This is a genomic window from Paenibacillus sp. FSL R7-0652 (assembly GCF_038595045.1).
In the GTDB taxonomy this organism is placed as follows: Bacteria; Bacillota; Bacilli; order Paenibacillales; family Paenibacillaceae; genus Paenibacillus.
Genome location: NZ_CP152001.1, coordinates 5,865,001 through 5,889,979, shown reverse-complemented (window position 1 = coordinate 5,889,979; position 24,979 = coordinate 5,865,001). Strand labels below are relative to the sequence as shown.

At 49.4% G+C, this 24,979-nt stretch carries 15 protein-coding genes (1 of these 15 cut by a window edge); 14 read left to right on the top strand and 1 reads right to left on the bottom strand.

Annotated elements, in window-relative coordinates; genetic code table 11:
- Nucleotides 1–39: 39 nt before the first annotated feature.
- The 14 genes from uvrA (at nucleotide 40) to ligA (ending at nucleotide 24,743) form a co-directional block, all read left to right on the top strand.
- On the top strand, nucleotides 40–2,898 hold the full coding sequence (gene uvrA / locus MKY97_RS25800) for an excinuclease ABC subunit UvrA (RefSeq protein WP_342552998.1): 2,859 nt from the start codon (nucleotides 40–42) through the stop codon (nucleotides 2,896–2,898).
- A gap of 422 nt (nucleotides 2,899–3,320) precedes the next feature.
- Nucleotides 3,321–3,530 carry a hypothetical protein gene (locus MKY97_RS25795; protein ID WP_342552997.1) on the top strand — a complete coding sequence of 70 codons (210 nt, stop codon included), beginning with the start codon at nucleotides 3,321–3,323 and terminating at the stop codon, nucleotides 3,528–3,530.
- Between the two features lie 281 nt (nucleotides 3,531–3,811).
- Nucleotides 3,812–4,978 (top strand): trypsin-like peptidase domain-containing protein, encoded by a 1,167-nt coding sequence (locus tag MKY97_RS25790; protein WP_342556455.1) that lies wholly within the window; start codon nucleotides 3,812–3,814, stop codon nucleotides 4,976–4,978.
- Between the two features lie 47 nt (nucleotides 4,979–5,025).
- Nucleotides 5,026–6,924, top strand: a complete 1,899-nt coding sequence (locus MKY97_RS25785; RefSeq protein ID WP_342552996.1) for a stalk domain-containing protein — start codon at nucleotides 5,026–5,028, stop codon at nucleotides 6,922–6,924.
- 371 nt (nucleotides 6,925–7,295) lie between these two features.
- Nucleotides 7,296–9,809: a DUF3656 domain-containing protein gene (locus MKY97_RS25780; protein ID WP_342552995.1), complete on the top strand. Its 2,514-nt coding sequence runs from the start codon at nucleotides 7,296–7,298 to the stop codon at nucleotides 9,807–9,809.
- A 325-nt stretch (nucleotides 9,810–10,134) separates the two neighbouring features.
- Complete coding sequence (locus MKY97_RS25775) at nucleotides 10,135–13,890, top strand: SNF2 helicase associated domain-containing protein (RefSeq protein ID WP_342552994.1); 3,756 nt, start codon at nucleotides 10,135–10,137, stop codon at nucleotides 13,888–13,890.
- 143 nt (nucleotides 13,891–14,033) lie between these two features.
- The gene (gene galU, locus MKY97_RS25770) at nucleotides 14,034–14,912 is read left to right on the top strand and encodes a UTP--glucose-1-phosphate uridylyltransferase GalU (protein WP_342556454.1); all 879 of its coding nucleotides are present in this window, start codon (nucleotides 14,034–14,036) and stop codon (nucleotides 14,910–14,912) included.
- A gap of 227 nt (nucleotides 14,913–15,139) precedes the next feature.
- Nucleotides 15,140–15,691: a dTDP-4-dehydrorhamnose 3,5-epimerase gene (gene rfbC, locus MKY97_RS25765; protein ID WP_342552993.1), complete on the top strand. Its 552-nt coding sequence runs from the start codon at nucleotides 15,140–15,142 to the stop codon at nucleotides 15,689–15,691.
- Between the two features lie 49 nt (nucleotides 15,692–15,740).
- Complete coding sequence (gene rfbB, locus MKY97_RS25760) at nucleotides 15,741–16,766, top strand: dTDP-glucose 4,6-dehydratase (RefSeq protein WP_342552992.1); 1,026 nt, start codon at nucleotides 15,741–15,743, stop codon at nucleotides 16,764–16,766.
- The gene (gene rfbD / locus MKY97_RS25755) at nucleotides 16,763–17,653 is read left to right on the top strand and encodes a dTDP-4-dehydrorhamnose reductase (protein ID WP_342552991.1); all 891 of its coding nucleotides are present in this window, start codon (nucleotides 16,763–16,765) and stop codon (nucleotides 17,651–17,653) included. Before rfbB ends, rfbD begins: the two co-directional genes overlap by 4 nt.
- Before the next feature lie 263 nt (nucleotides 17,654–17,916).
- Entirely contained in the window at nucleotides 17,917–18,792 is an 876-nt protein-coding gene (locus tag MKY97_RS25750; RefSeq protein WP_342552990.1) for a phosphatidylinositol-specific phospholipase C/glycerophosphodiester phosphodiesterase family protein, read from the top strand.
- Between the two features lie 325 nt (nucleotides 18,793–19,117).
- A complete protein-coding gene (locus MKY97_RS25745) occupies nucleotides 19,118–19,810 on the top strand; it encodes a heptaprenylglyceryl phosphate synthase (RefSeq protein WP_342552989.1) in 693 nt (230 codons plus the stop codon).
- A gap of 431 nt (nucleotides 19,811–20,241) precedes the next feature.
- Nucleotides 20,242–22,611 carry a DNA helicase PcrA gene (gene pcrA / locus MKY97_RS25740; protein ID WP_342552988.1) on the top strand — a complete coding sequence of 790 codons (2,370 nt, stop codon included), beginning with the start codon at nucleotides 20,242–20,244 and terminating at the stop codon, nucleotides 22,609–22,611.
- A 119-nt stretch (nucleotides 22,612–22,730) separates the two neighbouring features.
- Nucleotides 22,731–24,743, top strand: a complete 2,013-nt coding sequence (ligA, locus tag MKY97_RS25735; protein ID WP_342552987.1) for an NAD-dependent DNA ligase LigA — start codon at nucleotides 22,731–22,733, stop codon at nucleotides 24,741–24,743.
- A 98-nt stretch (nucleotides 24,744–24,841) separates the two neighbouring features.
- Here ligA and MKY97_RS25730 read toward each other — a convergent pair whose 3' ends face one another.
- A protein-coding gene (locus MKY97_RS25730) for a molybdopterin-dependent oxidoreductase (RefSeq protein ID WP_342552986.1) crosses the window boundary here: on the bottom strand, nucleotides 24,842–24,979 show its 3' portion. Its footprint extends 1,275 nt past the window's final position; the window shows 138 of its 1,413 coding nt (coding positions 1,276–1,413); its start codon lies beyond the right edge, outside the window — the gene reads right to left on this strand; the stop codon is at nucleotides 24,842–24,844.

The following is a 24,979-nucleotide window of genomic DNA, read 5'->3' as shown; positions in this document are numbered from 1 at the left end:
TTAAAAGATTATAGAAAAGCAGTGAGAGGATGAATACTATTGGCGAGCGAGAACATTGTCATCAAAGGTGCAAGAGCGCATAACCTGAAAAATATCGATATCACTATTCCGCGTGACCGTTTTGTTGTATTGACCGGTTTGAGCGGATCAGGCAAGTCCTCGCTGGCTTTTGATACGATCTATGCCGAAGGACAGCGGCGTTATGTGGAATCATTGTCAGCTTATGCACGTCAGTTCCTGGGCCAGATGGAGAAACCGGATGTCGACTCCATTGAAGGGTTGTCGCCTGCTATTTCGATCGATCAGAAAACAACAAGCCGCAACCCGCGTTCCACCGTAGGAACTGTGACGGAAATTTACGATTATCTGCGACTCCTGTTTGCACGTGTAGGTCACCCGCATTGTCCGGATCACGGGATTGAGATTACATCGCAAACGGTAGAACAGATGGTGGACCGTATCATGCAGTACCCTGAGCGGACCCGGCTGCAGATTCTGGCTCCAATTGTTGCGGGACGCAAGGGGGAGCACAAAAGTGTTTTTGCCGATGTGTCCAAACAAGGTTTTGTGCGTGTTCGGGTCAATGGCGAACTGCGCGACCTGTCGGAAGATATTCAGCTGGAGAAAAACAAAAAGCATACCATCGATGTTGTCGTTGACCGGATCGTCGTAAAGGATGACGTTCAAGCACGTCTGGCGGATTCCATTGAAACAGCACTTAATCTGTCTGGCGGGCAGCTGTTAGTAGACATTATCGGTGAAGAAGAGCTGCGCTTCAGTTCGAATTTTGCCTGCCCGGTCTGCGGATTCAGCATTGATGAGCTGGCGCCTCGGATGTTCTCTTTTAACAGCCCATTTGGTGCCTGCCCGGATTGTGACGGTTTGGGTGTGAAAATGATTGTAGACCCGGATCTGCTTGTGCCGGATCGCAGCAAAACGATTGAAGAAGGCGCGTTTGATGCCTGGACCGGAGGGACGTCCACGTATTATCCGCAATTTCTCCGCTCGGTATGTGAACACTTTAATATTCCGCAGGATGTACCTGTCGAGGATCTGCCTGCTGATCAGATGAACAAACTGCTGCAGGGGACAGGCACGGAGAAAATTCGATTCCGTTATGAGAACGACTTTGGACAGCGCAAAGAAGCGCTGGTTACGTTTGAAGGTATCGTCAATAATCTGGAGCGTCGTTATCGTGAAACTGCTTCTGAAGGCATCCGTGAGTTCATTGAAGGATACATGAGTGCGAAGCCTTGCGGGACATGTAAAGGGCAGCGTTTGAAACGCGAAAGCCTTGCAGTAACGATTAACGATCACAATATGGCTTATGTAACTAGTTTATCTATTGGTGAAGCGGGACGATTCTTTGATTCGCTGCAGCTGACCGAAAAAGAGCAGACCATTGCCAAACTGATCCTGAAAGAGATTAACAGTCGTTTGGGCTTTCTCGTTAACGTAGGTTTGGATTACCTGACGTTAAGCCGTGCTGCCGGAACGCTATCTGGCGGCGAAGCGCAGCGGATCAGATTGGCTACACAAATCGGTTCCAGCCTGATGGGAGTTCTCTATATTCTGGATGAGCCGAGCATTGGTCTGCATCAGCGGGATAATGATCGTTTGATCTCCACACTCGCCCATATGCGGGATATCGGCAACACATTGATCGTTGTCGAACATGACGAAGATACGATGATGGCTGCGGACTATATTATCGACATCGGTCCTGGCGCAGGTATTCACGGTGGTACAGTCATGTCACAAGGTACACCTGAGGAGATTATGAATGACGAGAACTCGTTAACGGGTCAGTATCTGAGCGGCAAAAAGTTTATTCCGATCCGTACGGAGCGCCGGAGTGTCGGGGACCGCTGGTTGGAAGTACGCGGAGCCAAAGAGAACAATTTGAAAAATCTCAATGTAAAAATTCCAGTGGGTGTATTTACTGCTGTAACAGGCGTATCCGGTTCGGGTAAATCGACACTGATTAATGAGATTTTGTACAAAACGCTGGCGCGTGATCTCAACCGTGCGCGTGTACGCCCGGGACAGCATAAGGAGATTCGTGGACTGGAGCATATCGACAAAGTCATTGATATCGACCAGTCGCCGATCGGACGCACGCCGCGCTCCAACCCGGCGACATATACGGGGGTCTTTGATGATATCCGTGACTTGTTTGCACAGACGAACGAAGCCAAGGTGCGCGGGTACAAGAAGGGGCGATTCAGCTTTAATATCAAAGGTGGACGCTGTGAAGCCTGCAGAGGAGACGGCATTATCAAGATCGAGATGCACTTCCTGCCGGATGTGTATGTGCCGTGTGAGGTCTGCAAGGGTAAACGCTACAACCGTGAAACGCTCGAAGTAAAGTACAAAAACAAAAATATAGCCGATGTGCTTGAAATGACAGTGGAAGATGCCACTCAATTTTTCGAGAACATTCCGAAGATTCATCGCAAAATGCAGACGCTGCTGGATGTCGGACTGGGCTACATCAATCTGGGGCAGCCTGCAACAACGCTGTCTGGCGGCGAAGCCCAGCGGGTGAAGCTTGCTTCTGAGCTGTATCGCCGGAGTACTGGCAAAACCATTTATATTTTGGATGAGCCAACGACTGGTCTGCATGTCGATGATATTGACCGGCTGCTGAACGTCCTGCATCGCCTCGTCGATTCGGGAGAATCCGTGCTGGTCATTGAACATAATCTGGATGTAATCAAAACAGCCGATTATATCGTAGACTTAGGTCCAGAAGGCGGAAGCGGCGGCGGTACCATTGTAGCGACAGGTACTCCGGAGGATATCATTCGAGTGGAGGCTTCATACACAGGCAGATATCTGAAACCTGTACTGGAGCGCGACACGGAGCGAAGTAAAGCCCTGCAGCTCGCAGACTAATTCAGCACCTGTGTTGATAGGTGTGCCAAGGGTAACTATGGTTTTGAAACCTTCCTTTCACCGAGAAAGATAGATCGTGAATAACATTCACGATCTTCTTTTTTGGTGAAGAAGGTTTTTTTATTACGAAAAAGGTCAGGGATAGTAATATAGTGGCTGTTTTTCGATGATGTTGAGTAAATAACGTTTCTCAGGATCGTTGTTAGATTTCCAAACGGATGATCATTGTCGCAATAAAGCCAACAAATGAAAGTGTTTACATATTAATTCGGGCAAGCTTTTGTGAGCAGACCAGACAAGCTGGATTTTTTTCATTTTTCTGGATGATAGGGCTTGCATTACTAACAGGGTACAGATAACATAGAGGAAGAGTTTAGGGTATGCGTTAGCTTTTTAACTATGGTGAGGAGGTCTGTCTATCCATGCTGCTTGCAGAGGCTGCCACGGCGAGTACATCGAATTTTAATGCATTTGATATTTTTGTCATCCTGTTTACGATCCTGATTTTTATTGGATTGGTCCGCTTGGTTCGGGCACCGAAGAAAAATTTATTTGCGATCGGCTTTACAGTTGTCAGTCTGCTGGTATTTTTGATGACAGACTATGCGATGATCAAAGGCTGGTTTGGTTAACCAACACATGCAGTAGTCCAGTAACATCCCACAGAACATATGGATACACAACCGTGAACACTTTCCGCGACATTGATGGAAGGTGTTTTTTCATGTCTTCATAACATGGAGAGAATAGTCATTTTTTGTCGAAAAAGAGCGAAAATTAAAACGATTGTACAGCCATAATTTGTATGATACATTGAGGGATACCGGTATTGCAGATGAGAGAGAAATAGATTCGCCAGGAATCGGTTGTCCAGTCGCGCAAGAAGGATGTATAGAGAGGGTCAGGTGAGATGATGAAAAGGTTTGTAAAAAGGGCAGCATCCATGATGATGGTGGTAGTGCTCTCCATCGGTATGACAGCGACTGCTGGTGCGGCGGCATCCAAATCAGGTATGCAGGCAAAAGTCATTGACGGCCAAGTGTATGTGAATACCAAAGATGTGGTGAAGACATTCGGCGGCAGCGGACAATATGATGCCAAATCAGGCATGTATACGTACAAGGGAAGTGCAAACATCCCGAAAGTGATTGAGAAGGTATCTCCATCCGTGGTGGGTATCATCGGCAAGACGATGGAAAGTCAGAGCGGGACGGAAAATGACCGTTATAACCTGGCACACGGCACGGGCGTTATCATTCGTTCTAACGGGTGGATTGTTACAAATGCCCATGTTATTGATGAATTGGTTAATCCAGTCGTAGTTACGACGGATGGTAATACATATAACATTACGGACTCATTCAGTGATCCGTTAAGTGATCTGGCACTGATTAAAATTGAAGCCCAATCACTAAAACCTGCAGTTTTTGCCAAGGCTTCACAGACATCCGTTGGGGAGACGGTCATTGCGATCGGTACGCCGATCTCTTTTTCACTTCGTAACTCGGCAACGGTTGGTGTAATCAGTGGTTTGAACCGGGGAGTCGAGGCATCCTACCGCTTAATTCAGACAGACACGGCCATTAATCCCGGCAATAGTGGTGGACCGCTGGTTAACCTGAAGGGTGAAGTTGTTGGCATCAACTCGATGAAATTCTCTGCTGTGGGCATTGAGAGTATGGGATTCTCCATTCCGGTGGATACCGTTAATTTTGTCATCCATCAATTTTTCAAATACGGCACCATCAAACGGGCAAGTCTCGGCCTTGAGCTGGAGGAAAGCTGGTCTGCGATTGTAGGCCTGCCTGCAGAAGATCCGTTGACCGTTACGGGTGTACTGAGCCCGGAAGCGGAGAAAGCCAAGATTAAGGAAGGCGATGCCATCTACAGTGTGGCGGGGAAACGTGTATCTTCCGTCGTAGATATCAATGAACTGCTTAAAGCCTACTTACCTGGACAAAAAGTAAAACTGCTGGTGCAGACCGATGGGGACATCGTTACCCGCACATTGGTACTTGCTGATCGGGATTCCCTCCAGGATGATTCAGATGAGTCGCTTCTGGCAGATGAAGAAGAATAAAGCCTGGCAAGTAACCCGAATGAATCTAGAGAGGACGAATGAACGGAATGAAAAAGTCATGGTTACGCGTGCTGAGCACGGGGGTATTAGCGGGTATGCTGCTGGCTGGCACGGCTCTGCCGGTGTGGGCAGCCGACGATATGAAGACGAATGAGCTGCGGGTCAAAGCAGGCAGTACCCGTGCTTTTATCAATGGTCAGAAACAGAATATTACGAAACCCCTTATTGTTAAGGGAGTAACGATGGTGCCTGTCGGTGTGTTCAAGAAGGCATTTGGAAGTGAGATCCGGCTGGAGAAGAACGATGTCATTAAAATCAAGCAGGGAGCACACGTCGCAGCTTTGACGATGGGCAGTTCCATCGCCTGGATTGATGGAGCGAAAGTGGAGATGGGTGCTGCGCCGAATATGGTAAACGGTGTGCTGATGGTTCCTCTTCGTCCTGTAGCTGCAGGGATCGGTGCATCTCTTGCGCCGAACAGCGCGGGAGAGATCGTTATTCGTTTGATGCAGACGGGTAAAGGGGCTGAAGATGAGGGCGGTATTGATCTCGACAAGGGTAAAACAAGAATCGGTAACAGTTATTACGGCTGGTCGATGCATTATCCGGCTGATCTCCTTGTGCTTCAATCCAGTGAACAGGAACGGATGATGACGTTTGGTGCTGCGGACGAGAGCTATTATCTCGAAGTGTACGTTAGTGACCAGAATGTTTCGCTTGACGCAGATGACCTGCTGACACAGCTCGTGCAGGTGGCAAAACAGGCGGGCGATACGGTGTTGGATCGTGAAGCGGTATCGAAAGGCAGCAAACCGTATGCACGCATTGTCGTGAAAGATACGGACGGTATGTTATGGGAGCTGCGCCAATATATTCATGACGGGCGTCAATATGATGTGTATTTGGCCGATTATCAAGCGTTCAACTACAAAGATTTGAGCAAACACGCTTCGCTGCTCAACTCCTTTGATCCAAGCTACTCCCCGTCTGACCGTACAATCAAGGATCTCTCTACCGTGGAAGAAGGCATGCGCGCGGCATGGAATGAAGATTATGGAATTAGCTTAAAGGTTCCAGCTGGCTGGTCCATGGATAATAAAAGCATGACCTACGAAGATGAACAAGGTGCGTATCTGCAGCTTCGAGTGACTTCTGCGAAGTCTGGGGCAACCGTGAAAGACTGGAGTGATCAGCTCGAAAAGTGGATGCGTGAAACCTTTACTGCGGAGAGCTATCAGCAGATTGGTTCATTTACAACGGAAATCTCCGGGGAAACCGCTGAGGTCAATGAATTCCGCTATAACTTCGGGGCGGGCTGGCAGACCGAATTTGACGTTCTTTTGCAAAAAAACGGATATCGTTATTATGCGGAGTACACCTTCCCGGAAGGAAAAGCTGCTGACCGGGCATGGTTTAATCAAATCATGAAGAGCGTGGAGATTGATTTTGATACAGTAACGGATAACTTTGGCCAGCTGGACGAAGATCCATATTTGACAGATAAAACGAAGACGATCACGCGCACCTCCAAACGTTATCATTACAGCGTGGATATTCCGCGTTACTGGACACCGTACAGTGATCGGTTTGAGAGCTCACCTGTCATCTATACTTTCACGGGCGGTAACTTCTCTATTGCGGCCTCAGAAGACAAGTCGATTGAGATGACGGTTAGTCAGCTGAGAGAGGCATACGCAGAAGCAGCCAAAACCCGCAAGAGCTTTAGCCTGATCCGCAGTGAGGAACTTACTTTTGCAGGAGTGCCTGCGTTTTCCTTTACGTATCATGAAGAGGACAAGGGTGTGCCGTATACAGGGAGCCAGATTGTGTTTGAGAAAAATGGAGCCACCTATACGATCACTAGTGGTCTGAACGATGCAAATCGTACGCAAGTACAGGCAGCCATGCTGGAAAAAGCAGTGAACTCATTTACTTTTAACAAATAATAAATAAAATGAAACAAGATAGTGCCGGAGGGTTTGAGAACCTTCCGGTTTTTTACTGTTTAAAGGCAGGCGGATGTGCCCTTAGAGAGATCGGCAGAATATGTTCACCGTTTGCCGCAGTACGGATGAGGTTGAAAAGGATAAACGGTTTTTTCAGGAAAGCGTAGAAGAGTAGGTGTAGAAGTGGTACACTATACTAGTTCAGGAGTTATTACTTCTGATTCGAGAAATCGAGAGACTGTAGGCCCGGATTTCAGGCAATACAGACTAATGTATAGATATAGTGATACTTGACGTGACAGCAATAAGGCGTACTGAGATAGAGGTACAAGGGAAGAAAACCGGCGTAGGCCGGTATGGGGAGGATCTACATGAAAACAGCAGCATTACGAAGAGAAGACGTTGAACTTCTGGCACCCGCAGGGGACTGGGATTGCATGCGTTCGGCGGTAGCCAACGGTGCGGATGCGATTTTCTTCGGGGTCGAAAAATTTAATGCACGGGCGCGCGCGAACAATTTCCGCATGGACGAGCTGCCGGAAATTATGGCGTTTTTGCACAGTTATGGCGTGAAAGGGTTTCTGACCTTTAATATATTGATTTTTGAAAATGAATTGAAAGATGCGAAGGAACTGATTGATGCCTGCGTGGATGCAGGTGTGGATGCAGTGATTGTACAGGACTTGGGTCTGGTCAAAATGATTCGTGAAATCTCGCCGGACTTCCCGATCCACGGTTCCACCCAGATGACGATTACGTCTCCTGAAGCGGTGGAGTTTACCAAGCCGTTTGACATGGAACGTGTCGTACTCGGACGAGAGAACAATCTGAAGCAGATTCAGAAAATCGGGGAACAGGCCAAACTTCCGATGGAAGTATTTGTGCACGGTGCACTCTGCGTATCCTACTCGGGTCAATGTCTGACTTCCGAAATGTGGGGTGGACGTTCCGCGAACCGTGGTGAATGTGCACAGGCCTGCCGTCTGCCGTATGACCTGATGGTGGATGGCGTTCACCAGCCGATGGGCGATGTAGCATATCTGTTGTCTCCGAAAGACCTGGCAGCGATTGATATCATGCCGGAACTGATTGAAGCGGGTGTGACGTCTTTCAAAATTGAAGGCCGCCTCAAAACGCCTGAGTACGTGGCGAACGTAGTCAGCAAATACCGTAAAGCGATTGACCGTTATTTTGACGGTGATAATACACGGGCAAGCAAGGAAGAGATCCGTGAGCTGCAGCAGAGTTTCTCACGCGGATTCACACATGGGTTCCTGGACGGCATCAACAACAAACAGCTGGTAGACGGCACATTCCCGAAAAGCCGCGGCGTTTATCTTGGTCGTGTGGATCAAGTGCTTCGTGACGGTGTGGTTCTGAAACTGGACGCACCAGTGAAACGTGGAGACGGTATTGTGTTTGACGCCGGTGATCCAACGAAGAAAGAAGAAGGCGGACGCGTATATGATGTGCGCCGTAAAGGTGTAAAGATTGAAGGCGAAGCCGGCGAAGGCTGGATCGTGGACATCGTGCCAGGCCGCAGTGATGTGGATCTGCGCCGCGTAAAAGTGGGCGACAAGGTGTGGAAAACCAATGACCCTGCGCTCGACAAACGTCTGCGTCAGAGTTTTGAAACCGATAAGCCATACCGTGTCTTTCCGGTTAAAGTCAAAGTCATCGGCAGTCCGGGCCAGCCGCTCAGCACGTGGTGGACCGATGTGCAGAAGGGAACGACCGTGCGCGTAGATTCGGAGATGGAACTGGACATTGCCCAGAAACGTCCGATGACCCATGAACTGCTCGAGGAGCAGTTCGGACGTCTCGGCGGCACCGTGTTCCAACTGGAGGGACTGGATGTCAACCTGCACGGTGACGTCATCATCCCGATGCGCGAGTTGAATAATATTCGCCGTCAGGCGGTCGAACAACTCGCGGGCGAGCGCCCGAAACCGCCCGTCTACGTGAAACGGGCGGTGGACGTGTACGGCGATGCGGTACAACCGGCATCTCCAGTGGCTCGCGGTCAAGCAGAGCTGACCGCGCTGTGCCGCAGCCTGCCGCAAGTGGAGGCAGCGCTGGAAGCGGGTGTCGGCATGATCTACGCCGACTTCGAGTTCATTAAACAGTTCCCGGCAGCGGTGGAAGCTGTACATGCTGCAGGCGGCAAGATTGCGCTGGCTACGCCGCGTATTCATATGCCTGGCGAGAACGGCTATCACAACAATATCCTGCGTTTGGAGCCGGATGCGGTGCTCGTTCGCAACACAGGTGCGCTGTACTTCTATCTGCGTCATCGTAGAATGAATCCGGACGCGAAGCATCCACAGCTTATTGGTGACTTCTCCTTGAACATCGCCAACCACAAGGCCGTGGAATTGTTCCTAGAAGCAGGCTGCGACTGGATCACACCATCGTACGACCTGAACATTCAGCAGATGGTTGATCTGCTCGGTAACTCCCGTACAAGTCAGACTGAAGTTGTTATCCATCAGCATCTGCCGATGTTCCACACAGAGCACTGTGTGTACTGTACGTTCATGAGTGAAGGAACGGATTATACGAACTGCGGGCGTCCTTGCGAGGAAAAACGGGCATCCCTGCAGGACCGAATCGGGATGTCTCACCCGGTGCGGGTGGATGAAGGCTGCCGTAACACGGTCTATAACGCCGTAGAACAGTCTGGTGCCGAGTACCTGACCAACTTCATGGATCTGGGAGTATCCCGTTACCGGGTAGAGTTCCTGGAAGAAACACCGGAACAGGTGAAGGAAGTCATCGACCTGTACAATCGTGCACTGCGCGGCGAGATCAGCGGTACGCAGGTATGGAAAACATTGAAAGCAACGAACCAACTGGGCGTTACACGCGGTCAACTGGTGAAATAAACGGATCAACAAGCTATATAAGTTGAACTATTTTTTTACACAAAAACGGAGAGGGCAGAAAAAACCTGAAAAAGCGAAGCGTTCGCCTAAAAGCTTTCTGTAAGAAAGCTGCATCGGAAGCCTACGCTTATCACCGGATTTTCCCTTTTAGGAAAGGGAATCAAAAAATCTGGGGATAACAGTGATTGGAAGGTTATTCTGTCATCGAAGTGCACGTGTAAACAACTGTGTTTCAACTTAATAAGCAACCCCAATCTCTGCTTTACGGAGCTCTTGGGGTTTTTTCTATAAAGAAACGGAATCTGTATTCAAGGAGGTGTGAAGTATGGCGGCACCGTTCACCATCATGGATATCAAATTGCTGTGCGGGGTCACGGCATTCAAGCACGGCGAAGAATATCAACAGTCCGGAAGGATTGGCAGGCTGGCTGTGAGTGAGGATGGACGTCATTATCAAGCGGTTGTTCGAGGTACAGAAACTTACGAAGTCAAAGTGGATCTGGATGACGCGGGAGAGATTGAAGCCTACTGTGATTGCCCGGCATACGGCAGCTATTATGACTATTGCAAACATATCGCGGCTGTTCTGCTTGCTGTTCATGAACATGCGGGCACGACAGAATCGTCCGGCGGCACAGGGTCAACCTCGAAGGTAGGCACGCTGGTCGAAGAAGAGAGATGGGAGCGGCCTTACTCATCGCCAACGTCATCGCCATCTCCATCTCCATCGCCAGCATTATCCCCACCTGCACACGTATCGGCTTCTAAATTCATATCTTCCACCAATGTATCCTCAGCAGCAGATGATAACGGGAAGGCATACGATGAATTAGCAAATCCTTCTCGGATAAGCACCGCTCATCCATCGTCTGCACGGGAGATGCAGGCACAGCAACCGCAGCGATCCCACCAACCGGAGCAAGCGCAGCGGCAAAGGCTGGAGACGATATCATCTTCCCCTTTTGCCCAGGCAGGTCGTCCAAGTTCAGCTTCAGGCTGGGGCCGCTCTGCGGATAAACCGTCCTATCGTACAGCAGATCAGATTCTGTCCATGTTTGCCAAAGATCGGAGATTACCACAAGAACGGGAGTCGAAATACACGGCACCAGTCACTCGCTCCATGCTGCGTGAAGAGCTGCAGATACAGTATATATGCAAGCTGGTGCATGTTTCTCGAGGCATAGGCAAACTTGCACTGGAATTGAAGGTGGGCAGCAAACGTCTCTATGTTGTGCAGAAGGTCAAGCAGTTCCTGAACTGTGTCGAAAAGGGTGAGCCTATGTCCTTCACCAAGCTGTTTCATTATGATCCGCTCATGCATGTATTTCGAGCTCAAGATCAAGCGATCCTATCGATGCTCATTCGTATGAGACAGAGTGAAGAAGCATACCGCGAGTCGATTTCGGGGTATTTGGGGGCTTCGGACGGACGGGAGATTTTGATCGCCCCGATTGTGTGGAAACCGCTGCTTGAGCTTCTACTGCAGGCGGACAGTCGGATGGAGGGCACCGGACTGGGGAACGGGCCGCTTGTGCCGAGCGAAGGAGCGCTGCCTTTATTTTACCGGATTGCAGAGGGCGCTAATGAAGGATATCAGCTGGAAGTATCGGGATTGCGTGAGCTGATCCTGCTTCCGGCGTATGATGCTGCGGTCGTTGAAGGTCAGCTGTATATGCTCGAACCGATGCAGATGCGCAGTCTGGAGGATCTAAGCAGTGCGCTCACATCGTATGGCATTAAAGAGAGTATTGATATTTCGGCACAGCAGGTCGATGAGTTTGTACAGCATGTCGTACCGGAACTGCGGACCTTGGGGCATCTGTCCATTGATTCCCGTGTGCGAGAACAGATCGCTGAACCAGAGCTGTCTCCGAAGCTGTACATCGACTTTTACCGGGAACGCATTACGGCGCGTCTGGAATTTGATTATGGTGTGATGGTTATTAATCCGCTGGCGGAGTACCTGATCAGTGAGGAAGAAAAGAAGGTCATTCTGATTCGCGACCGTTTCAAGGAACGGAATCTGGTGGAGAGGCTGGACCGCTCATTTCTGGAGCGTGAGGGCAGTGTCTGGGCAAGTGAGCGTGAGGATGCGATCTATGATGTGATGTATCACCTGCTGCCGGAGCTTGAGAAGCTGGCCGATATCTATATGCCGAATGCTGTAAAAGCGATGATGCCGACTTATCCGGTACCGCCCAAGGTTCGTGCAGATCTCGGGAGGGGGCTGGACTGGCTGGAGATTTCCTTCGAGATGGAGGGAGTAGACGAGCAGGAGCTGCAGGAACTGATGCGCAGTATTGTGGAAAAGAAAGCTTTCTTCCGCCTGCGAAGCGGTGTCTTCCTGTCACTTGAAAATGAAGGCGCGAGCAGCTTCGCTCGCATGGCTGACGCGCTCGGGCTGGAAGCAGGAGATATCCAGAGCAGCCATATTCGGCTGCCTGCAGTAAGGGCTTTACAGCTTCCCGGTAAGCATGAGGTCTCCGGTCATGTGAAATGGGGCGGTTCGCTCAAACGTTTCCTGGGTGATCTGCGTGATCCTGACCGAATGGACTTTCCACTCCCAGAGGCGCTGGCACCCGTGCTGCGGGATTATCAGGCGAGCGGATATCAGTGGCTTCGTACATTGGCACATTACCGCTTTGGCGGTATCCTGGCCGATGATATGGGACTGGGCAAAACGCTGCAAAGCATCGCCTATATCACCGCATCGTTACAGGAAAAGCCTATATACGAGCAGGAGCAGGTACCGACAGATCAAACGGTGTTTGGTATAGGAGCTCATTCGGATAGCAACAACTCTCCAAACGCAGTTGATGCTTGGCACATCTCGCAGCAGGAGGGGCTGACCATTCGTACGCGAATGTCGCATCCTCCGGTGCTGGTTGTCGCGCCAGCTTCATTGACCTACAACTGGGCGAACGAGTTTGCGCGGTTTGCTCCTCATCTGAACGTATTGATCGCCGCCGGGCAAAAGGATGAACGGGCCAGCATGCTGGCGGATATGGACAATGCAGATGTAATTGTGACATCATACCCGCTGCTGCGCCGTGATCTGGATACGTATTTGGGGCGGACATTCCATACCCTCATTCTGGACGAGGCACAGGCCATCAAAAATGCATCGTCCCAGACTGCGCAGGCCGTCAAACAGATTCAGGCGCCGCGGCGTTTTGCGCTGACAGGTACACCCGTAGAGAATTCTCTGGATGAACTGTGGTCTATTTTTGAAGCGGTTTTCCCGGGATTGTTCCCGAGTTACAGAAGGTTTCGCGACCTGCCGCCGGAGCGAATCTCGCGCATGGTGCGTCCGTTCATTCTTCGCCGCCTCAAGAAGGATGTGCTGGAAGAACTGCCGGATCGTATTGAGACGGTGCAGCGATCTGAGCTGACAGTGGAACAGAAAAAGCTGTATGCAGCTTATCTGTCTCAGCTTCAGGATGAAACTGCAAAGGATATGGAAGACGACGGCTTCCAGAAAAATCGGATCAAAATTTTGGCAGGCATCACCCGTCTGCGCCAGTTATGCTGTCACCCTGCTCTTTTTGTAGACGGATACCAAGGAGATTCCGGCAAAATGGAACAGCTGCTGGAGACCGTTCAGGACTGTCTGGCCGCTGGCAAACGTATTCTAATCTTCTCCCAGTTCGCCAGTATGCTGCGTCTCATTCGTCAGACTCTTGCTGCGCAGGGAAACAATCTATTCTATCTGGATGGACAAACTCCTGCACAGAGTCGTGTGGACCTGTGCCGCAGATTTAACGAGGGAGAAGCTGACTTGTTCCTGATCTCTCTCAAGGCTGGTGGAACCGGGCTTAATCTGACGGGAGCCGATACCGTCATTCTATATGACCTGTGGTGGAATCCCGCTGTGGAGGAACAGGCGATTGGACGTGCGCACCGCATGGGTCAGAAACAGGTGGTTCAGGTCATTCGTCTCGTGACCGAGGGCACCATTGAAGAGAAAATTCTGGAACTGCAGCAGCGGAAGAAAGACTTGATTGCCGAAGTCATTGAGCCGGGCGACGGGGGATCGACTACGTTATCCGAGCAGGATATTCGCGAGCTGTTGATGGTGTAGAGCAGGTTCACTTTTATTCAACGATTATCCATAAATTGTGGTAATGTATAGAGAAATGTACGAATTTCACTGCCGTGATCGAATGCCATAAACGTGTAATTCTATACCACCTTCTTATTTACTCAGCCAAAGGAGTGTTTCCTATTCGTATTCGCAAAGCGATTATTCCAGCCGCCGGACTGGGAACGCGGTTTCTGCCTGCCACCAAGGCCATGCCAAAAGAGATGCTGCCCATCGTGGACAAGCCAACCATTCAATACATTATAGAGGAAGCTGTAGCTTCCGGAATTGAAGATATTATTATCGTGACGGGTAAAGGAAAACGGGCGATTGAGGACCACTTCGACTCTTCCTTTGAGCTTGAGCAGAATCTGGCAGACAAACAGAAGTGGGACCTGCTGAACGAAGTGCGCAAACCTTCCGAGATGGCTGACATTCATTATATCCGGCAAAAGGAACCCAAGGGACTGGGTCACGCCATCTGGTGTGCCCGCAAGTTTATAGGTAACGAACCGTTTGCCGTCCTGCTCGGGGACGACATTGTGGAAGCGGATCACCCATGCCTGCAGCAGATGATTGAAGTCTATGACGAACTGCAGTCTCCTATTGTGGGCGTGCAGCCTGTCGAATGGAGTGAGGTGCCCCGATACGGAATCGTGGATGGAGAGCAGTTAACCCCTACGGATAAACGTGTGTTCCGCGCGCGCCGGTTGATAGAGAAGCCGAAAACGGAGGATGCTCCTTCCAATCTGGCGATCATGGGCCGTTATATTCTGACCCCGGACATCTTTGAAATTTTGGGCAGACAATCTGCCGGGGTTGGCGGAGAGATTCAGTTGACTGATGCCTTGTCCCGTCTGAATGAACAGCGCCAGATTCTGGCGTATCATTTCGACGGCCTGCGCCATGACGTGGGTGAGAAGTTAGGTTTTATTGAAACGTCCATTCATTATGCGCTGCAGCGGCCGGATCTGCGGGAGGACTTGCTTAAGTACCTGGAAGAGATCGTTGGCAGGCGCTGAGCTGGTCCAATTGTGTTTTTTAGATGGTGCACATCGTCATTGATGTATTGTTATATCATTTATATCTTTCCTGAATGTTCTGAATATGCATCAGCCCAGCCGATTGATCACATTTCGGCTGGGCTTTTATGTATCACCAAGGCGAATGAACAAACACTTGGAATGCTGCTCTCATATACATAATCAAAATGAAGAAATATTGTCCAAGAGCAGAACGGGGGGATAAGATGAAGATAATTCCGCTGTTTATGAAGGATGCAGCCATACTGGAGCCGAAGGTATACGGAGATCATCGCGGTTATTTTCTGGAAAGTTATAACGAGCGGCTGCTGTTGGATCACGGGATACATTATGACTTTATTCAGGATAATCAATCCTTGTCAGCTGAAGCGGGAGTGCTTCGGGGCCTTCATTATCAGCTTCATCCAAAAGCACAAACCAAGCTGGTAAGGGTAATCTCCGGCGCGGTTTACGATGTCATTGTAGATATTCGCAGCGCTTCGCCTACCTTTGGTCAGTGGAAAGGTGTCATACTCAGTGAGTATAATCAGCGTCAGCTGCTGGTTCCCCAAGGATTTGCCCACGGTTTCTGCACATTGGTTCCTCACACCAAAGTGGGTTATAAAGTCGATGCGTATTATTCGCCTGAACATGACCGGGGCATTTTATGGAATGATCCCGTACTGGCCATCGACTGGCCTGTAACGGAGCCGATCTTATCGGATAAAGATCAGAAACATCCTGTTCTTCGGGATGCAGAGCTGCATTTTGATGAATGACAGACCATTCACATACGGTCAATAAGTGGATACAGAGGAGTGAGACAGCATGAAATTACTGGTTACAGGCGGAGCTGGATTTATTGGCAGCAACTTTGTATTATACATGCTTCGTGAGCATCCGAATTATGAAATTGTTAACGTGGATGCATTGACGTATGCGGGTAATTTAGAAAATTTACAGTCGATTGAGTCCAATCCGCGGCATACTTTCATTCAGGCTGACATTGCAGATGTACAGCAGATGGAGGATATTTTTGCCCAAGGGATCGATGTGGTTGTGAATTTCGCTGCTGAATCCCATGTGGATCGCAGTATTCTCGCTCCAGATGTGTTTGTCCGTACAAATGTTATGGGGACACAGGTACTGCTCGATGCAGCGAAAAAATATAAGATCGCCAAATTCGTACAGGTTTCAACCGATGAAGTGTACGGCTCTCTTGGACCCACAGGGCTTTTTACAGAAGAGACACCTCTGACGCCGAACAGCCCTTATTCTGCCAGTAAAGCCGGGGGAGACCTGCTCGTCAGAGCTTACCACGAAACGTTCGGTTTGCCTGTTAATATTACCCGCTGTTCCAACAATTATGGTCCGTTTCAATTCCCGGAGAAGCTTATTCCGCTCATAATCTCCCGTGCTTTGAAGGATGAAGCTGTTCCGGTATACGGTGACGGTCTGAATATTCGTGACTGGCTTTATGTTGAAGATCACTGCCGTGCCATAGATTTGGTCATTCATCAGGGTAAATCCGGTGAGGTATACAATATAGGCGGTAATAATGAACGGACTAATATTCATATTGTAGAAACCGTGCTGCAGCAGCTGGGCAAACCGACGACTCTGATCCAATACGTACAGGACCGTTTGGGGCATGATCGGCGTTACGGCATAGATCCAACGAAGCTGCAGACCGAGCTTGGATGGAAACCTGTGCACAATTTTGAAACGGGTATTCAAGAGACGATTCAATGGTACTTGAATCATCAGGAGTGGATGGCGAGCGTACAGTCCGGTACTTATCAGGATTACGTGAAGCTGCAGTACGGTCAGCGGATGGGTGATTTGAACACATGAGACTTCGAATGCTGGTAACAGGAGCAGCCGGACAGCTGGGGTATGATGTCGTGAAAAGTTTAGAAGCAGCCGGCCATCATGTACTCGGTTGTGATCGGGAACAGATGAACATTACCGATCAGCAGCAGTGTACAGACCAGATCGAGGCATTCCAGCCGGATGTCATTGTTCACTGCGCCGCTTTTACTGCGGTGGATCAGGCGGAAACGGATATCGATACGGCTTTTGCCATCAATGCTGCAGGCACACGAAATATAACTGCTGCTGCCGAGAAATTGAAAGCCAAGCTGGTTTATATCAGTACAGATTACGTGTTTGACGGGACGGGAGATACGCCGTATCAGGAGTACGATATCCCTAATCCGCAGAGTGTATACGGCAAGTCTAAACTAGCTGGGGAACAGCTGGTTCAGAGTTTGAGTACGCGGTGGTTTATTATCCGCACATCATGGGTGTTTGGGAGCCATGGCAGTAATTTTGTCCGAACGATGCTGGGCTTGATGACAGAGCGCCCGCAGCTGCAGGTTGTCCATGACCAGAAGGGATCACCTACCTATACCGTTGATCTCGCACAGCTGGTGGCTGAACTCGCAGTAAGTGAGAAATACGGCATGTATCATGCCTCCAATGCAGGGAGCTGTACATGGTACGAATTTGCGCAGGCGATCGCTGAGGAAGCGAAAAAACAAGGTTTTTTTCAAGCAGCAGCTCATTCAGCCCAGATCATCCCCTGCACGACTTCACAGTTCCCACGCCCCGCGCCTCGTCCGGCCTATTCTGTAATGGATCATCTGGGAATTCGTATGAATGGTCTTCAATCCATGAGGCCCTGGAGAGAAGCGCTGATTGCATTTTTACATGAGCTGTATACAAAGAAAGTCAATTAGAAATGCACTCTTAATCACATGCTTAATCACATGCTTAATCTCATGCTTAATCTCATGCCACAATTATATCTGCCGCTAGGAGCGCCGCCTCTGGGCGGTTTTTTGTTTTGCATGTGTCGAATTCGGGTAGTTAGTTACCAAAATGCAATATGACATCTGGTGTTCTTTTTTTGGAAGGATAGGAGCCAGTTAAAGAATTTAAACCATCGGGAATTTCGATTCTATTCCGAGTTTAATACGTCTGAGAAGGATGTGAAAATGATATGAAACGTATTGCCGCCGTATTGACACTGCTGCTCGTTACCGTGGGTACACTCTTTTGGGCGAATGACAGCCAGAGTGAGGAGCAGCGAGACGGATTTACAAACTATCGTTTAATTGCCCACGCGATGGGAAGCATTCGGGAACAGCCGTACACCAATGCGTATGAAGCGATGATTTCGAATTATGAGAAAGGCACACGGGTATTCGAGATTGATTTTATGCTTACCTCAGATCGCGTGGCTGTAGCCAGACATGAGTGGACGGCCAACATGAGCAAAATGCTCGGACAGGATGAAGAATTGCCAGAGCACAAACAAGCGGGAGCGCTTACACATGATGAATTCATGAATACACCGATTCTTGGCATGTACCAGCCTATGGATGCCGATGGCATTATGAACGTATTGTCCAAGTACCCGGATATGTATATCGTAACCGATACCAAAGAGCAGAAGGACGAGGATATCCAGCAGGTGCTTCAATCATTGGTCGATGCGGCGAACAAACATGATCCGTCTGCACTGAACCGAGTTGTTGTACAAATATATAATGAACCGATGCTCGAAAAGGTAAAGGAAGTATACAGTTTCCCCTCTATTATTTACACGTTATATGCTACGCAGGATACCGAAGACCAGGTTGTACAGTTTGTAGAGAATAATGACGTCGATGCTGTCACTATGCCGGAATATAAAGTGAACCAGAACTTTGTGGCCAAGCTCAAGAAGGCTGGAGCAGTAACGTATGTGCATACTATTAATGATACCCAGCAGGCAGCAAACTATGAGAAATGGGGCGTATACGGTGTGTACTCGGACGTCCTGACCGAGCAGGAGATGGAAGAGATGAACACAAAATTTGCCTGGAAACCTTAAAAAGTGAAGACAAAAAACAGATTTAGAAGACACCGACGTATCGCTAGGGGCTAGCCTTTGACCCAGGCACAGGAGCCTCAGCAGTCGGCTGGGGGTTGTTCTGCGCAAGATGCATGCGGTCGTACGCCTGCATCAAGGCCATTTGCATTTGTGCCTGGCTGTGGGGGCTGACCCGAATGAAAGACACAGACTTTATGATGAAGCAGCAAAAAGTCTATGTCTTTTTTGTTCGCCTTTTATACGAACATTGACACCTGCTGCCTGCTGACTTAGACTTAGTTTATAAGCTTTTTAGGATGCAGAAGAACCTCTGGAGGAATGTTCGTTGATAGACATGATTAAGCAGTGGAGACACGTATTTAAGCTCGACCCGGACCGGGAAATTACGGACGAGGCACTGGATCAGATATGCATGTCGGGAACCGATGCCATTATCGTTGGCGGATCATCAGGAATAACGTATGACAATACGGTAGATCTGATGTCCCGGGTGCGCAGGTATGAACTGCCCTGTGTGCTGGAAGTATCGGATCTGGAGGCAGTTGTGCCCGGGTTTGATGGCTATCTGATTCCTATGGTGCTGAACACACCTGACAGCAAATGGATCATTGGACAGCATCAGCAGGCCATTGAACGTTATGGTTATTTGATCCCGTGGGAGTTATTAATTACCGAAGGGTATATTGTGCTTCATGCGGACTCGACGGTGGCAAGGTTAACCGGAGCAGATACCGAACTGACTGCAGAGGCTGCGGCTGCTTACGCTCAGGCTGGGGAGAGACTGCTCAACCTGCCTATTATATATATGGAATACAGCGGAACGTTTGGTGATATGGAGCTGGTAGGCGAGACACATAGACAGCTGGACCGGGCACATCTCATTTATGGCGGCGGTATTGATACGGCGGAAAAGGCAGGACAAGCTGCCCAGGCAGCAGATACCGTTGTTGTTGGTAATATAGTGTACAGCAATTTACAGCAAGCGCTGGACACGGTACAAGCTGTGAAAGGCGCCTGACCGGTTTAGTTTACCAATCCCCCACATCCCTCTTGGAATCTGTTAAAATAGAACTTCGCCTTTTATGACGAAGTAATATCGCATTGATGAGATGTAAACCTTTCATAACAATTGTATTTACGATTTATGGTTTATCAGAATTTCAAATTGCAGGAGCAATCTGAAATTTATAAAAACTGAAAAGCTGCTGCAGTTTTCTTGTTGTTTTACCTAACTCTAAGTATAAGGAGATTATGTTTACACGCGAACGGAGAGGACAGAAATAAGCTGGAGAAGCGGAGCGTTCGCCTTTATTACCGGATATTCACCTCTAGAAAACAGTTGAAAAAAATCCGGGAATAACAGCGATTGAAGGCTCATTCTGTCATCGGAGTGACAAGTGTAACCTCAAGCCCCCTTATACGATCAACCAACGAAAGGAGCATGCATGCATGCAACCTGTAAATATACATGACGCCGTCGCACGGCTCAATACGCCCCAGCGCCAAGCTGTCGAGGCAACGGATGGACCGCTGCTCATTATGGCTGGCGCGGGCTCGGGCAAAACCCGGGTGCTGACACACCGGATCGCCTATTTGATCGCAACACGGAAAGCACCGCCGTGGGGCATTTTGGCGATTACCTTTACCAATAAAGCCGCACGTGAGATGCAGGATCGGGTATCTCAGCTCGTAGGCGGTTCCCAGGGCCGCGACATTTGGGTATCCACCTTCCACTCCATGTGTGTGCGCATTTTGCGCCGCGACATTGAACGGATCGGTTTTACATCGAACTTCAGCATTTTGGACTCATCTGACCAGCTCTCCGTTATTCGCAGCTGTATGAAAGATCAGAATATTGATACGAAGAAGTTTGAACCAAAAGCTGTTCAGGCGATGATGAGCACAGCCAAAAACGAACTGATCAGCCCTGAGCAGTACGAGAAGCAGGCGGGCGATTATTTTGAAGGCATTGTAGCGAAGGTATATACGATGTATCAGCGGCGGTTAAGAGCCAATAATTCGCTCGACTTCGACGACTTGATCATGGCAACGATTCAACTGTTCAAAGAAGTGCCGGAAGTGCTCGACTTTTACCAAAAGAAATTCCAATATATTCACGTCGATGAGTATCAGGATACGAACCGTGCACAGTACATGCTGTGCCGTATGCTCGCTGACAGTCATCACCGCATCTGTGTGGTAGGAGATAGTGACCAGTCAATCTACCGCTGGCGCGGAGCGGATATTACCAATATCCTGAATTTTGAAAAGGACTACCCGGAAGCACAGACAATCCTGCTGGAGCAAAATTATCGTTCCACTTCCAACATTCTGAATGCAGCGAATGAAGTGATTGGCCTTAATACAGGCCGTAAGCCGAAGAAGCTGTGGACGGATAAAGAGGGCGGCTCCAAGATTAAGGTATACCGCGCGGATTCCGAGCACGATGAGGGGTATTTCGTAACCTCCGAGATTAGTAAAAACGTGAAGAATGGTAAATCCTATCAGCATCATGCGATTCTGTATCGTACCAATGCTCAGTCCCGGGTCATCGAGGAAATTCTGATCAAATCGGACATTCCGTATCAGATTGTCGGCGGCATCAAGTTCTATGATCGGAAAGAGATTAAGGACATTCTAGCCTATTTGCGTCTGTTATCCAACCCGGATGATGATATCAGCTTGACCCGAATTATTAATGTGCCGAAGCGCAGCATCGGGGATACGACTGTAGCCAAGCTGGCAGCAGCGGCGGGTGAACGCGGGGTTTCCATTTTCCGTGTACTGCAGGTCGTGGATGATCTGGGCTTTGCTGGCCGCACACGCAACGCGCTGGTGGAGTTCTATGATATGATTGCTGCGCTTCACCAGATGGTTGAATATTTGTCGGTTACGGAGCTGACCGAGAAAATTCTGGAGATGAGCCAGTATCGCGACGAGATGCAGAAGGAAAATACGATTGAATCCCGCGCACGGCTGGAGAATATCGAAGAGTTTCTGTCGGTAACGATGGAATTCGAGAAAAATAATGAAGACAAAACGCTCGTTTCGTTTCTAACCGATCTGGCACTCATTGCAGATATCGACAGCATGAACGACGATGAAGAGGATCAGAGCGATGCAGTTACATTGATGACCATGCACAGTGCAAAAGGTCTGGAGTTCCCGGTTGTCTTTATCGTGGGGATGGAGGAAGGTGTCTTCCCACACAGCCGCGCCTTTATGGATAACGAAGAGCTTGAGGAAGAACGCCGGCTGGCTTATGTGGGCATTACGCGAGCAGAAGAGCAGCTATTTCTGTCCTGTGCACAGATGCGGACATTGTTTGGACGCACAACGGCGAATCCGCCATCCCGGTTTCTGGATGAAATTCCGGATGAGCTCAAGGAAGATACCTCCATCGCACGTGACCGTTACCGTCGTGGAACCAGCACAGGCGGAGGCTCGTATGGAGGACGCGGTTTAGGCTCCAGTGGTGGAAGTAATTTCGGCGGAGGTGCAGGTGCGTCCAGGTTGTTTGAGCAGCAGAGCCGAAGTGGTTCATCCGCAATGGCTTCTTCTGGGCCAACGTCCCGGGTGACGACCAGCACTTCTCGTCCAACCTTTGCGGCACCAGCATCTGCTTCGAAGTCTGTTTCCTCAGACAGTGCGGCAGGATTTAAGGCAGGCGACAAAGTGCAGCATGGCAAATGGGGGACAGGTACCATTGTCGCGGTCAAAGGCAGCGGCAATGATACGGAGCTGCAGATTGCTTTCCCGGCTCCGGTTGGCGTAAAACGTCTGCTCGCCGGATTTGCCCCGATTACCAAAGTGGAATAAGAATGAAATAGCCTATTGTATGATACTGAACTGACATGAACATCCATTCTGCCATGTTCCTTGATTACAATAGGCATGTTCGTTCTACATATATTAAATTAATGGAGGGATGGCCCGATATGGACCCGATGCACCGGATGGAGCAGCTCGTTACCGAGCTGAATCAGCACAATTACCAGTATTATACGTTGGATCAGCCGCAGATCAGTGACAAGGAGTATGACCTTCTGTATGACGAACTGGTAACACTGGAACAGGAGAGCGGAATCGTTCTGCCTGATTCCCCCACGCAGCGTGTAGGGGGCGAACTGCTCAAAGGATTCAACCCGCATCGTCATTTATCCCCATTATGGAGTCTGGACAAAGCGCAGAACATTGAACAGCTGCGCAGTTGGAATACCCGGGTATTGAAGCTGGTCAATGATTACAACAGCAAAAATCCGGACAATCCGCTGCCAGAACCGGGTTATGTGATTGAGTTGAAGTTTGATGGATTGACCCTGAACCTGACCTACACGAACGGTGAACTGGTACAGGCTTCTACACGCGGAAACGGGACAGTGGGCGAAGGCATTCTTGCACAGGTCAAGACGATCAAGTCGGTTCCCCTCAAAATTCCGTATACTGGAGGCACTATTGAAGTGCAGGGTGAGGGGATCATGAACCTCTCTGTGTTGAACCGATATAACGAGACGGCCGCCGAGCCGCTCAAAAATGCCCGTAATGCCGCAGCAGGAGCGCTTCGCAACCTGAATCCGAAGACAACAGCCGAGCGCCGGTTGAATGCTTATTTTTATAACGTCGGATATTCGGACGACATTCAGTTTGCTACTCATCAGGAGATGATGGACTTCCTGCGCGATAATCGTTTCAAAGTGAACCCGTCCCTCACCTACTTCCACGAATTCGATGATGTGATGGAGCAGTTGGAAGCCATACAGGAAAACCGCGGCCAACTGGATTATCTCATTGATGGAGCGGTTATTAAACTGACGGACATGCGTACTCGTGACGTGTTAGGTTATACGGACAAGTTCCCCCGGTGGGCAGTTGCGTACAAGTTCGAGGCGGAAGAGACAACAACCGTGCTGAACGAAGTCGTGTGGAATGTCGGACGAACAGGCAAAGTGACTCCGCTGGCGCGAGTAGAGCCGGTTGAACTTGCCGGAGTTACGGTGCAGAACTGTACGCTGAACAACGTGGGTGATATCGAACGGAAAAATCTGAAGTACGCCCTCGGTTCTCGTGTCTTTATTCGTCGTTCCAATGATGTTATTCCCGAGATTCTCGGTAAAGTAACCGAAGAGAATGATGGCGAGGAGATCATATATCCAGAGCAGTGTCCGGCATGCGGATTCCCGCTGGAGCAGCGCGGAGCACACTTGTTCTGCAACAACAAACTGGCGTGCAAACCGCAGACCGTTGCTCGTATCTCCCATTTTGCTTCGCGGGATGCCATGGATATTGAGACATTCAGCGAGAAAACAGCGATTCAGTTGTATGATGAATTGAACGTGCGTGAACCGGCAGACCTATATACACTGCAGTTTGACGATCTGGTGAAGCTGGAGCGATTTGGCGAAAAGAAAGCGAACAACCTTCTCGCTGCGCTGGAGCAGAGTAAAGATCGGGATCTGGCTTCGTTCCTGTACTCATTAGGTATCCCGAACACAGGTAAATCTACGACACGTATGCTTGCTGAGCATTACCGTGATCTGCATGCGATCATGAACGCGACTGCAGAAGAGCTGGTTGAGCTGCCGGACGTCGGTGGTATTGTGGCGGAGAGCATCGTTAATTTCTTTGCTGATCCGTTCACACAGGCGGCGATTGAGAAGATGCTACAGCTGGGTGTGAAGGCACAGGCACCGGAAGCACCAGCCGCGGTGGCAGAGGATTCCTTCTTCAGCGGGAAAACAGTCGTGCTCACAGGAACACTGCATCAACTGACCCGTGAGGAAGCGACGCAGAGACTCGAGGCACTTGGTGCGAAAGTGACAGGCAGTGTATCGAAAAAGACTGATCTTGTCATTGCCGGAGAGAAGGCAGGCAGTAAATTAACGAAGGCCCATGATCTCGGTATTCCGACCATTGAGGATGAAGACGAACTGGTGCGTTTGTTAAATTCGTAAATAAAATAACTATGAATTAATGAAGGAAAGCCTCCAAGCACACGTTATGCGTGTTATTGGAGGCTTCTTTATTGGTTTTGTGAAAATTGAATTTATAATTATGAACCATTGATATTTGGAAAACGCTGAGATGCACCGGATAACCATGCATCCTTGTCATACCCCCGTTCCTCCCAGTAGCCGATATGTTCGCTGTCAATCACCTCGATGCGGTTTAACCATTTGACCGATTTGTA

Coding starts and splice junctions, on each gene's coding strand:
- MKY97_RS25795 (WP_342552997.1), top strand. CDS start 3,321: ATGCTGCTTGCAGAGGCTGCCACGGCGAGTACATCGAATTTTAATGCA.
- MKY97_RS25790 (WP_342556455.1), top strand. CDS start 3,812: ATGAAAAGGTTTGTAAAAAGGGCAGCATCCATGATGATGGTGGTAGTG.
- MKY97_RS25785 (WP_342552996.1), top strand. CDS start 5,026: ATGAAAAAGTCATGGTTACGCGTGCTGAGCACGGGGGTATTAGCGGGT.
- MKY97_RS25780 (WP_342552995.1), top strand. CDS start 7,296: ATGAAAACAGCAGCATTACGAAGAGAAGACGTTGAACTTCTGGCACCC.
- MKY97_RS25775 (WP_342552994.1), top strand. CDS start 10,135: ATGGCGGCACCGTTCACCATCATGGATATCAAATTGCTGTGCGGGGTC.
- rfbC (WP_342552993.1), top strand. CDS start 15,140: ATGAAGATAATTCCGCTGTTTATGAAGGATGCAGCCATACTGGAGCCG.
- rfbB (WP_342552992.1), top strand. CDS start 15,741: ATGAAATTACTGGTTACAGGCGGAGCTGGATTTATTGGCAGCAACTTT.
- rfbD (WP_342552991.1), top strand. CDS start 16,763: ATGAGACTTCGAATGCTGGTAACAGGAGCAGCCGGACAGCTGGGGTAT.
- MKY97_RS25750 (WP_342552990.1), top strand. CDS start 17,917: ATGAAACGTATTGCCGCCGTATTGACACTGCTGCTCGTTACCGTGGGT.
- pcrA (WP_342552988.1), top strand. CDS start 20,242: ATGCAACCTGTAAATATACATGACGCCGTCGCACGGCTCAATACGCCC.
- ligA (WP_342552987.1), top strand. CDS start 22,731: ATGGACCCGATGCACCGGATGGAGCAGCTCGTTACCGAGCTGAATCAG.